Consider the following 12,464-nt stretch of genomic DNA (forward strand, 5'->3'; position numbering starts at 1 on the left):
TAAGAACTATGAGAAAATATATTCTGACAGCAATATCGATAATCATAGCTACCCTGTCGTATGCTCAACAAACGATCAATGTATCCGATTTCGGGGTGCAGCCCAATACGTTTACCGATGCAACAGAAGGGGTGCAGAAGGCAATAGCCAAATGCAAGGAAACGCCCGGCGCGACCCTGGCCTTCCCTGAAGGGCGTTACGACTTTTGGCCCGACAAGGCGGAGCGGAGAGAATACTTCGTATCTAACACAACCACTGAAAGCGAAGCTCCTTCGAAAATAAAGAATATAGGGGTATTGCTTGAGGGGGTGAATGATATAACGGTTGACGGCAACGGCTCTCTGTTTGTATATCACGGAAAGATGATAACATGGGGGATAGACAATTGCAAAAATGTGAAAATCTGTAACCTGAGCGTTGATTTCGAACGGCCGTCTATGACGGAGTTTACAATAAATGAGGTACACCCCGACAAACTGATAGCTACTATACACCCCGATTCCAAATACAGTATCATAGATGGAAAAATCCGTTTCTATGGCGAGGGATGGAGTATGGACAAGAATTTTTTCTGCATAGAAACCGATACCATAGAGGGAACTAACCGTTATTCATGGTGGGACTCTGTAAAGGATGCGAAAGCGACCGAAATAGCTCCGTTTAAAGTCCGCTTCGACAACGACTTTTCGTATGTAGGTTATCAGGTTGGGAATGCCCTTACCATTCGCGACCACGTCCGCGACCATGTAGGGGTATTTGTCAATCGCTCTGAAAATGTGACGCTCGAGAATATCAATCTGCATTATATGCATGGATTGGGGATAGTATCGCAGTTTTCTGAAAACCTGAACTACAATAAGGTGAATATAGCGCCGTGGAGGGGGCGGACAATCGCTGCCTTTGCCGATGGCATGCATTTTTCAGCATGCAAGGGACATGTCGAGATAAGTGATTGTAAGATAAAGGGGCTGCACGACGACCCGATAAATGTACATGGCACATACCTGAAGATAACAGGAGTAAAATCTCCAAATAAGCTGGTAATGCGCTTTATGCATGGCCAGACTTACGGGATGCAACCTTTCTTCGAAAACGACTCGGTAGCTTTTATCCGGTCGAAGACATTACAAAAAGTGGACTATGCAATAGTGGAAAATGTGAGACGGATATCCGGTAGGGAGGTGGAGTTGTCTTTATCGAAACCTTTGCCTGATGGTATGGGCGAAGGCGATTGTTTGGAAAATATAACGTGTACTCCCTCTTTGCGAATATCCGGTTGCCGGCTTGAAATGACAAATACACGGGGTATCCTGGTCTCTACGCCCCGGAAGGTAGTCATCGAAAACAATTATTTTTACCGGACAGGTATGTATGCTATCATGATTGCGGCCGATGCCAACAGTTGGTATGAGTCCGGGGCGGTAAGTGATGTGCTTATCAGGAATAATATTTTTGATGCCTGCGCCTATAACCTCTATTATGATAACAACAGCTATGTAATATCCATAGAGCCCGAAAACCACGAAAGGGTAAGCAAACATTGGGTTCACCGTAATATCCGTATCGAAGGCAATATCTTTAAAATATATAATGATAACCTGATATTGAAGGCAAAGAGTACTCAGAATCTTTATTTCGGTAAAAACACAATTGAGAATACGGCATACCTTCCAATAGTTAAGGGTAGGACAAAAAACGAGTCGTCCAGCCCGTCTTTCCGATTTGAGGATTGTACTGGAGTAAAAATGGAAAATAATGTATATAAACCCGCTACTTCAGGAGTGAAAGTAGAGACTACATATATGAAGAAGAAAGATATTGATATTGAGCGTAATATATCTTTTACTTTTAAATAATTGGTGAATTTTAAACAGGCTCTTAATCGCAAGAGAGGTTTTTTATTTCACCACAGAGTTGAGTTTTATGTTAATTATATACTCCGTGGTGAAAAGTCAAGATGAGTTCAATGAAAGCTCTAAAAAACCTTATCTTTGCAACTTATGGAAGATATTTATAAAACCATAGCGGATATATCCAAAGCAGTTTACACCGAGAAGCGAAGCAAATTTATTGCTTATGCAATTCCTGTGCTTTCGACTGAAGATGTGAGAAAAGAAATAGATAAGCTGAAAAAAGAATTTTACGATGCCCGTCATATATGTTGGGCGTATATGCTGGGGGCTGATAGGCTTGAATTTCGGTCGAATGATGATGGTGAGCCGTCCGGAACGGCAGGAAAACCTATACTTGGACAGATAAATTCGAATGAGCTGACAAATATTCTTATTGCTGTTATTCGATATTTTGGAGGAATCAAGCTGGGAACCAGCGGGCTTATTGTCGCATATAAAGAGGCGGCGGCAGAAGTAATAGCTAATGCCGATATTGTGGAAAAAACAGTTGATGCTCAGGTTTCGTTTGGTTTTGAATATCCTTTTATGAATGATGTGATGAAAATTGTAAAAGACTTAGAACCGGCTATTTTAGAGCAGTCTTATGATATGAATTGTTCGATGACATTGGAAATACGGAAAGCTAAGTTTGACGAATTAAGAAATAGACTGGAAAAGGTGGAGTCCCTGAGTTTTATTGAACAGTATGAAAAGTGAGAAGTGAAACATTGTTCGGCGCTGGTTTTATCTATAAGGCTGATTTATACTTCCTTTACTTTGCCCAATGTGATATAGCAAATATATCCTTTAATGTCTGAGTAACCGATCTTGCGAATTTGATCGACATAATATTTCACCTGACGGATGTGTTTTTTGTCTTCTTTTTCTCCGAATTTATAATCTATCACAATTACCCTATCTCCTTTTATCATAACCCTGTCGGGACGGACAAATGTTCCTTTAGGCTGCAAAATCTGTACTTCGTTCAGAACCCGATATTCTCCCGAATACCAGGATGATACAAGAGGATTGGATAAATACGCATTCAAAATATTTCTAACCTCGCTTTTTTTACCTGCTGTTATATCTCCGTTAATGTAATACTCTTCAACAGCACTGTCTATATCATTTATTGTTTGCACTTTACTGATAATTTCATGCATTAAAGTACCATAGTCACGCTGTCCAGTGTCCGAAAAATAATATTTGTTTTTCAATAACAAATGTATCCTGTTGTCATACGATACACTCGATATATTCTCAACGCTGATTTCATTGATAATAGGACTCCTTTTTTTCTTTACAGAACGGTAGTTTTCTCCTGTCTCGAAAATACCGGTCTCTCTATCTAAATTTTGAGAGAGATTAACTATGTTTTCTATATCTATGGGCGAATTTATAGAAGCCCAAAGCAACGATGCAATATCTTTTACCTCTTCTTTTACCGGTTTGGGCGCAAAAGCGATCAATTCATTTTTGGCACGGGTGAAGGCAACATAAAGAACATTTATATTGTCAATGAATGCGTGCAAACGTTCATCATAATATTCATAATCGAAAATTGTATTTTTCAATTTTGATGAATATTTTACAGGAACTAAATGTAAGCGGTTGAATGGTTCCGACTTAGGGTGGCACCAAAGTATTGTCGCTAGCTTATGATCAATTTCCCAGTTACAGAAGGGTATAATAACAACATTAAAACCAAGGCCTTTCGATTTATGTATGGTCATTATACGGATTGCATCCTGACCATCGGGAGTAAAAATAGTCTTTTTAATTCCCGATTCATCCCACCACTTGAGGAAAGCGTCGAGGTCTGATGAGTAACGGATGGTAAAGTCCAGAACCATATCCAAAAACGACTGGATATAGACCAGTTCGTCATTGTCCATCGCGTTATCGAACAGTTTAAACATTTCCTCCGTCATTTCATACAAAGGAAGTTCGCGTATCTTGTTCAGTTCTGTCATTATTTCTTCCGGCAGGTCGTCTTTTGCAGAAAAATATTTTAATAAAGCATCCTCTGCCGTAAGCTGGTTATTATATTTAAAATATTCGTAAACGGCTAACGCTTTAAGTGAAGCTTCCAGCGGATTGTGCAAATATTTCAGTAGCGCGACAATCAGTTTCACATTCTTGGCGTTGTTGACAAACAAGGCCTCGTCTGAAATAATATCGTAACGATATTTCGGATCGGTATTCCGGCTTTTGTATTCCAACAGACGGTTTGCTACACTCGCTCCTTCTTTTTTTGTGCGGACAAGTATCGCTATATCTTTCAGGCTATAACCCTTATCCTGTAATTGCTCTATTTGCGAGGGTAATTGTTCCAATACATAATCTTGCCAGGCTTGTTCTGCGGTTTCTATAAACTCTACCTTTACATGCCCTTCATTTTCTTCGTGGCTTTCAGGTATTTGTTGATATACTTCGTTATAAGCTTTTGTTATTCGGGAAGAAAATGGTTGTAAGCGTTTATCCGCATCGATATCCAAGGAACTATTATAAGTCTCTTGAAGAAGATGTGCTCCTGTTGTAAAAATCGCATTGTTGAAATTGATGACGTTTCGGGAGCTACGCCAGTTTGTATCCAAAGTTTCGTGGGTAATACCTTCCGAATCGAAATCCTTGTCCAGTTGCTCATCCAGTAATTTCCAATCAGAATTTCGCCAACGATAAATACTTTGTTTTACATCTCCTACTATGAAATTCTTATTCCCTCCTGCCAAGCTGTCACGGACGAGAGGAAGGAAATTTTGCCATTGCATATCGGAAGTGTCCTGAAACTCATCGATCATGTAGTTATTTATGCGCAAACCCACCTTTTCATAAATAAAAGGAGATTCGTTTCCGGCGATGATCCGGTTCAGGAGTTCGGTCGTATCCGATATGAGCATGATATTATTCTCGGCGGCATATTCCCGGATCTTTTTATCTACATCGCCCAATATGCCCAAAGCGAAAAAATAACGGTTTATTTCGCTGGCAGTCTGGTATGTACGTGAATTATCGAAATGAGAAATAATCTTTACAACCAATGGGTTTAATTCACTGAAAACATCTTCAATCTGATCTTTTAATGATGTGGGCGTTTTTGTTGTATACCAATTAGATAAATTATCAGCCAGGGTACGGAATGTATTTGTCGGCTCGCTGACCGCACCATTGCCCCATCGTATAAAACTAAAAAAAGGAGAACGTGCCCCGCCTTTGAAATCATCCGGCTTTAGTCCACGATTGGTCATTATGTTCAGCGCTTTTTCAGCCATTTGTTGCAACTCACTCTCAAAATTGCGGATGATGGTGAAAAGCATTTCTTTATAATCGGTCATCAGTTGCTTGTCGGCAATATCGGCCTGCACCTGATTGCTGTATGCTTTGTAGCCTTCCTTGAATATTTCGGAAGAAAGGGATTGAATATCGCTACGGATATTCCACGTGTCGCCGCTTTCTATTTTTTCTTCCGAAAAACGGATCAGCCAGTCGAGTAGGAGTTTGTTGTCGCTACGCTCTAAGTCGAATAACATAGAATCAACCGCTTGCCCTAAAACTTTTTCGGTATCCAGTTCTATATTATATCCTCCACCTAATCCAATTTCACGTGTGAAAGCGCGCATTGTTTGCTGGAAAAACTTATCAATGGTGCTGACAGAAAAAGAAGAATAATCGTGAAGTATGCGTACCAAGATGTCATGCGCCTCTTTTCTTACTTGCTCTTCATTCAATCCATATTCATCGGAAAGCAAACCTACGTAATCCGATTTTCGTCCTTGAGCCAGATTGCCAAGCTCTTCGACGATGCGGGTTTTCATTTCGTCGGTTGCCTTATTGGTAAAGGTAACCGCTAGTATATGGCGATAAGCGTATGGGGAAGAAAAAAGAAGGCATAGATATTCTGCGGTCAGGCGATGGGTTTTACCCGAACCTGCCGAAGCTTTGTATACAGAAAGATTTACTTCATCGTCAAATAATCCTTGCTTTGGCATATCCCTCTTTTTGCAATAGTTCCAGTATCTTATTTCTGAAATCCCCTTGAACTATTATTTCTCCGTCTTTGGCTGATCCGCCGACTCCGCATTTTACTTTCAGAAATTTGCCTAGTTCCTCTAAGTCTGCGATTGTACCGGTGAATCCGGTAATCAGTGTCACGGCTTTTCCTTTGCGGTTACGTTTGTCCAGAGAAATACGAAGCTGTTGCTTCGTTTTATCCAGCGTATCCTCTTCTATGTTCTCTTCTTTTTCATATTTAAAGTCCGGATTTGTAGAATATACAACATTCAGACGGTCTTTCCAGTCGCTCATATTAATGGATTTTGTTTGATGCAAAAGTACGGAATAATTTAAGCAGTTTTACAAAATTACCACTTATTCATATGTATTTTGGAACTGTCGTATTTATCTTTTGCGAATAATCTCCTTTAGGATAACCAATTGGAATAACAACGAGCGGAAGAACTTGAGCAGGCATGTTGGTGTGTTTTATCACCGTTTCCATCCTGTCACGGTAGGGGTAAGAAGCAGTCCATACTGCGCCTAAGTCCATAGCTTCGGCAGCAAGGAGGATGTTTTCCGTTGCAGCAGAGCAATCCAAGTACCAATAGGAAGAACGGACAGTATCTCCACAAACAACAATGGCCATCGGTGCTTCTGCTAGCATTTTAGCAGTTGGTAGTTCTGCTGCCATTTTATCCAGAATATCCCTGTCGTTTATGATTAGAAACTCCCAAGGGCGTGTGTCTTTCCCCGATGATGCAGCCATCCCGGCTTTGATTAGCGTTTGAATATCTTCATCCGATACAGGCCTGTCTTTTATAAAGTTACGTACGCTTTTTCTGTTGAATATTACAGATAAGGCTGTATTTTTTTTATATATTTGATTTTCTTCTTTCTGAGAACAGCCGGAAAATATAATAGTGCAAAGCAATTATGGAAACAATGACACCAATTTCAGCTATTATTTTTGTCGTGTTCGGGATTCTCTCAATAATCCTGTTTTTTAAGATATGGGTAATGACTAATGATGTTGATAAGATCAGGGATATTTTGTCTAAGCCGACAGTAGAAAATACCTGTCTCTATATAATCTATACGGTATTGATATGCCTGACTTTTCAAAATATAAGAAATAAAAACCTCATCGTTTGTTCCGTAATTCGTTCCGCATAAAACAAAAACGCTTGAAAATCTATTGATAATCAAGCGTTTAAAAACATAAATAGTACTCGGAGCGGGACTTGAACCCGCACAACCGTAATGGTCACAAGATTTTAAGTCTTGCGTGTCTACCATTCCACCATCCGAGCAGCCTATGAGCGAAAGACGGGACTCGAACCCGCGACCCCGACCTTGGCAAGGTCGTGCTCTACCAACTGAGCTACTTTCGCATTCTCTGCCAGAGAACCTATATTTGTCAGCACTATGACCATTCTCTTTTTGCGAGTGCAAATGTAAAAAATGTTTTGCTTTCTACAAAGAAAATCCAGCTTAATTTCCTACGATAATATCCTATTTCACTTAAGTTGATTTTCTATTACCAAGCTGTCACGCCGATTTATGATAAGTTAACTATCTCTATACTCATAAATTTCAACTTGTATAACACCATGTTTTACTATATCTAGCTCTTTGGCTGCAGCGTAAGATAGATCTATAATTCGTTTCTTTCCGAAAGGGTAAGTACGATGAGCACAGACCATACTATCCTTTTTATATATTTCACCACTGGCTGTTTTGCGGTTATTAAACTTTTTCCCATAGAAAGTAGCCAATCCGATTTGTTGGGCATAAAATCGATTTGTTCTATAGTGATGAATCCCATGTTTGTACCGAAGGGTATGTTCCTTACGACTGGCAATTCCCGGGTGAAGAAGTCTGTATACTTTCCGAAAGGTCTGCACGACTGAACTGTTTTGCCATAATAAGCAGGGATAGTGAATATAATCCAGTTTGCCACGCAGGAAAAAATAGATGCGCAGAGAATCATGGAGTTTTTGGGAAACTTCTCTCTCTGGATACGCAAAGAAACTTTCCTTGTATTTGACAATGCTGCCGTACATCGTGCTAAATGCATTCAGGAACGTGTCCCGTTTTGGGAAAAGAGAGGTCTTTATCTTTTCTATCTACCTGTGTATTCTCCACATCTGAACATTACCGAAACTATATGGAGAAAACTCAAGGGATAGTGGAGCTGACCGGAAGATTATCTCTGCAAGGAACAATTGTTCTATGCAACACGAAATGCCCTTGCTGCTATTGGTAAGAATCTCTTTATTAATTTTAAGCATAGTGTTAACTAATTGTGATGTGCTATCTTTTAATTTTTCACATTTGTAAAAAGTTCATGGAAAATAATTGTTGTTTGGTAAAGCAATCAATCTTTAAGTTTTGGAATAATATTTCCGTTTACCAGACTGTTTTTTGATATTCGGTTGGCGTCATGTTGAATTCTGTCTTAAAACATTTCGCAAAATAACGCTGATCGGTAAATCCAACCGCGTAGGCGACTTCGGATATTGATATTGATCGGTCTTTCAGTAATTGGCATGCGTGTTTCAGTCGTATATTACGGATAAATTCATTAGGGGGTAAACCGGTCATAGTCCTTATCTTACGATATAGCGACGATTTCGACATATTCAGAAATTGAGCAAAAATGTTAATATCAAAATCGGTCTGAGACAGATGTTTTTCTATAATTTTTACTGCATTATCGAGGAATTGCTCATCTATAGATGGATAATTCAATGTGGCGATATTTATTTCTACATTCGATTTGAATTTCGCCTGCTTATTCTTTTTATTGATGAGGAAATTATTGATACGGGATACTAATACTTTTATCTCGAAAGGTTTCGATATATATCCGTCGGCTCCCGCATCATAACACTCAATCCTGTCTTCGACACTATTTTTTGCCGTGAGCAACAGCACGGATATATGACTGGTTTCAATATTATTTTTCAAGGTACGGCATAGTTCCAGCCCGTCCATTTCGGGCATCATCACATCGCTGACTATTATATCTATATCATTTGTTTTTATTATATTGAGAGCAATAAATCCATTTGTAGCCGTGAATACGTTATATCGTTTTAGCAGGATATTCTTAATTGTATAGAGAATATCTTCATTATCCTCTACCAGAAGGATATTTATATTTTCTTTAGCGATATCCTCATTTTCATCAATCGAAATACCTTTCTTAACAATATTATCGAACTCCTCGATAATTGGGGTAGCTACAGTGTTTTTATTTAACTCTTTCGCCGAAAAAGAATCTTCGTCAATAGGAATTTCGATATTGAATACTGTTCCGATATTTAATTCGCTTTCAACACTTATTGTTCCATGATGGAGTTCGACCAAATCGCGAGATAATGAGAGCCCGATACCATTGGTTTGACCGGCATCAATGTTTTTGTTATAGTAAAACCTCTTGAATATATTGTTAATATCATCGGGATGTATTCCTATTCCGGTATCGCTTATCCTGATAGCCAGACAGGGATGATTCTCTTTTATAAATATTTGCAAACGAAGGTTGACGCATCCTTTAGCAGGCGTATATTTCAGAGCATTGGATAGGAGGTTATATATAATTTTGTCAATCTTATCAGCATCGAAATAGGCTTGTATCTGTGCAGGCTCTGATTCGAATGTGAAATTGATCTTTTTTTTGTTGATTAAAGGTGTAAAATTATTATAGCAAATATCTTGTATAAATGTCGAAATATCACCATTTGAAACTTTTAATTTCAGATTTCCACTCTCAACCTTTCGAAAGTCAAGTACTTGTTGTAACAATCGCCTCAGCCTGTTTACATTAGACTTCATAATATCAAGCTGGAGGATTTTTTTCTTCGAAGCGGCTTCAATATCATCAATCAGACACTGTATAATCGTTAATGGGGTTAGGAAATCATGTGAAATATTTGTAAAATAGCGTAGCTTTGTTTGCGTTAGCTCTTCCGATTTATCTTTTTCTATTTGGGTTATTTTCAACTTATTCTTCAACGTTATCCTGTTTTGTATTATTCTGAAAGCAATATATGCACATGATAATATAAAGGCAAAATATATAATATATGCCCACCAGGTTTCATAAAAAGCAGGTTGTTTATATATAATGAAAGTGGTTGTCTCGCTGCTCCATAATCTATTTTCGTCTGTAGCCTTGACATGAAATATATGGGTTCCTTTTTTCAACGTATTGTACATCGCGAACTGTCTGTCGCCATTGGTATATACCCAATCATCATCAATACCTTCCATTTTGTATGCATATAATATTTTGCCCGAATAGGTATAGTTAAGAGATGTAAAGTCAATCTCTATATTTTTGTCGTTTGAATCTAAAGAAAGCCGTTGCGACATCGCTTTGAATTTGGCGGCATCCTTGTTGCTTATTACCGACTGCCCTTGAACTTTAACATCCGATACAAGCACTACCGGCATCTTTATCATGTTAATATTTTCATTAACAGGTGTAAACAGGCATATTCCTTGATTACCGCCGAAGTATATCCTGTTTTTCGTTTTATTGAAGAAGATAGCTCCTTTATAAAAGGAATTTACGAACAATCCGTCCGTGGTCGAATAATTTCGGGATGCCCCATTTTTCGGATTATACTTTGTTATTTTTTTATTTGTTGTTATCCATACATTGTTAAATTCATCTACAACAATGTGTTGAATGGCTTCGCCCCTCATTTTACAGGACATGGTATAGTCTTTAAATGTCTCTTGGGCTCCATCATAAACAATGATATTGCCTTCATAAGTTCCAAACCATATTTTACCATCTGTACCGGCATATCCCGATGTAATATTATCGCTAATCAGCTCCTTTCCTTTTTTGCTGTAGTTCTTTATTTTCGGTTCGGAAAGGTCGCCGTTTTCCGGAAATTCAATTTTGTAGATACCTTTGCTTTCACTGCTCATCCAGATAGCGCCGTTTATATCTTCCGTGACGGCTGTTATAGCAGAGTTTAATTCTGTGCTGAACAGTTTGATATTTTCACTATTATACGGCTTTACAAAAACAGTAGAGGTAGTGGTTATCCAGATATTATTTTTACTGTCTTCAAAAAACAAACGAATATTACCCGCGGAAGAATTTATATCGTTTAGATTGATTTGCTTTTTTATAGATATATCCGTCTTGTTTCTATCCAGAATATAAATGAGAGGCTCATCATCATGTGCTCCCAGCCAAATATCGTTTCGATTTTTTATTCCACTGATGCAAGCAATATTTTTCATACCCGGTATATTCTTCAACGCGGGATAATCGCTGAATTTAGTTATCGTTTTAGTTTGGGGCGAATAGGTACATAACCCAAATCTGTTTTGGTTTAACCATAGCATTCCTGTATTATCCTCATAAATAGATGTTATATTAGGTGTTGCACCTAACTTGTCGGTTAAATTGCTTAATTCGATATTCACAATATCGGGTTTATCGAAATTAATGGTAAACGCGCCTTCATCAAAGGAAGCGATCCAAAGATTCCCACACCTGTCCTTGATCAGCTCACTGAATATCTTATTGGTATTTTTCAAAAGATCAGATATAGGAACCTGCCTGATTGTATTATCGGGAAGGTATTTCAGGGCATATAATCCGGTAAAAGACATCACCCAAATGTATCCGAAATAATCGTCTTGCACGATGCTGAAGAATGTATCTTCAAGATGTTGACCATCAATATTGTAAACATCCTGCTTGACATACATCGATTCAGGGTTGCTATTCGGGAAAAAACGGAAAAGGCCTTCGCCCCATGTGCAAATCCAGTATTGGTTCTTGTTATCATGAAATATCCTAACAGGATTATTATTCTTTCCTATAACCGGATAATGAATAAACGTACCGTCTTTTTTATATTTATGCAACCCCGCATTCCAACATGAGACCCAAATGTCGCCGTGTTTGTCTTCATATATATAACTTATTGCCCTGTTTGACGATAATTTTTCGGTCATATCTTCTTTCGTGCCAAGTGAAATATTGTAGCAATATAATTTATTCTCAGATCCTACCCATACTGTTCCATCCGATGCCGCGACTATATAATTGATAAACTTGGCCCGTAGATCTTCATCATTGAAATGTGTTATTTGAAATGTTTCTTTATTCAGAATGTTGAGACCTTCCTTTGTTCCTATCCAGATATTATGCTTTTTGTCTTCCGCAAGACAGGTTATTTCATTATTCGTAAGCAAATTCGGGTTATTCATATCAGACCTGAACACCAAAATCCTATACGCGTCATATCTGCATAGCCCGTCTAATGTCCCAAACCAGAGAAACCCGTCGCTATCCTGGAGTATTCGTTGTACCGATCTGGATGGCAAATCTTCGATAGACGATATTGGATTAATAGATATATTCTGAGCGTCTATACTTGAGAGTATACTCAAAAAGGCAAGTATCGAAAAACAGATATTGGAAACTTTTCTCATGGCAAAAGAGGCTAATTGGGATAATACATAATATAGAGAAAACACTGCTAAGTTAATAAAATATAGCGATTATATTTAGTTAATATAGTGATGTATTCTTGAATG

The 12,464-nt window shown here is 38.3% G+C and carries 7 protein-coding genes, 2 tRNA genes and 1 pseudogene; 3 read left to right on the forward strand and 7 right to left on the reverse strand.

Going from position 1 to position 12,464, the window contains the following annotated elements; genetic code table 11:
* The first annotated feature begins 8 nt into the window (after positions 1-8).
* Together ACYPZI_RS00120 and ACYPZI_RS00125 are read left to right on the forward strand one after the other, a co-directional pair.
* The gene (locus ACYPZI_RS00120; RefSeq protein WP_459597400.1) at positions 9-1,856 is read left to right on the forward strand and encodes an alpha-1,3-galactosidase-related protein; all 1,848 of its coding nucleotides are present in this window, start codon (positions 9-11) and stop codon (positions 1,854-1,856) included.
* Between the two features lie 144 nt (positions 1,857-2,000).
* Positions 2,001-2,609 (forward strand): IMPACT family protein, encoded by a 609-nt coding sequence (locus ACYPZI_RS00125; protein ID WP_459597402.1) that lies wholly within the window; start codon positions 2,001-2,003, stop codon positions 2,607-2,609.
* Between the two features lie 44 nt (positions 2,610-2,653).
* On the opposite strand, the gene ACYPZI_RS00130 is transcribed toward ACYPZI_RS00125, so the two are convergent.
* From ACYPZI_RS00130 to ACYPZI_RS00155, 6 genes and pseudogenes are all read right to left on the reverse strand, one after another.
* Positions 2,654-5,881, reverse strand: a complete 3,228-nt coding sequence (locus ACYPZI_RS00130) for a UvrD-helicase domain-containing protein (protein WP_459597404.1) — start codon at positions 5,879-5,881, stop codon at positions 2,654-2,656.
* Positions 5,859-6,203, reverse strand: a complete 345-nt coding sequence (locus ACYPZI_RS00135) for a translation initiation factor (protein ID WP_459597782.1) — start codon at positions 6,201-6,203, stop codon at positions 5,859-5,861. The genes ACYPZI_RS00130 and ACYPZI_RS00135 overlap by 23 nt, the downstream gene beginning before the upstream one ends.
* Before the next feature lie 50 nt (positions 6,204-6,253).
* A pseudogene (locus tag ACYPZI_RS00140) lies at positions 6,254-6,819 on the reverse strand (nitroreductase family protein).
* 295 nt (positions 6,820-7,114) lie between these two features.
* Positions 7,115-7,198, reverse strand: a tRNA-Leu gene (locus ACYPZI_RS00145).
* 8 nt (positions 7,199-7,206) lie between these two features.
* Positions 7,207-7,279 (reverse strand) — tRNA-Gly (locus ACYPZI_RS00150).
* A 177-nt stretch (positions 7,280-7,456) separates the two neighbouring features.
* Complete coding sequence (locus tag ACYPZI_RS00155; protein ID WP_459597406.1) at positions 7,457-7,792, reverse strand: septal ring lytic transglycosylase RlpA family protein; 336 nt, start codon at positions 7,790-7,792, stop codon at positions 7,457-7,459.
* Between the two features lie 33 nt (positions 7,793-7,825).
* On the opposite strand from ACYPZI_RS00155, the gene ACYPZI_RS00160 reads away from it, so the two are divergent.
* Positions 7,826-8,077 (forward strand): transposase, encoded by a 252-nt coding sequence (locus tag ACYPZI_RS00160; RefSeq protein ID WP_459597408.1) that lies wholly within the window; start codon positions 7,826-7,828, stop codon positions 8,075-8,077.
* A gap of 220 nt (positions 8,078-8,297) precedes the next feature.
* Here ACYPZI_RS00160 and ACYPZI_RS00165 read toward each other — a convergent pair whose 3' ends face one another.
* Complete coding sequence (locus ACYPZI_RS00165) at positions 8,298-12,359, reverse strand: two-component regulator propeller domain-containing protein (protein ID WP_459597409.1); 4,062 nt, start codon at positions 12,357-12,359, stop codon at positions 8,298-8,300.
* Positions 12,360-12,464 lie beyond the last annotated feature (105 nt).

It is taken from the genome of Dysgonomonas reticulitermitis (assembly GCF_054601275.1).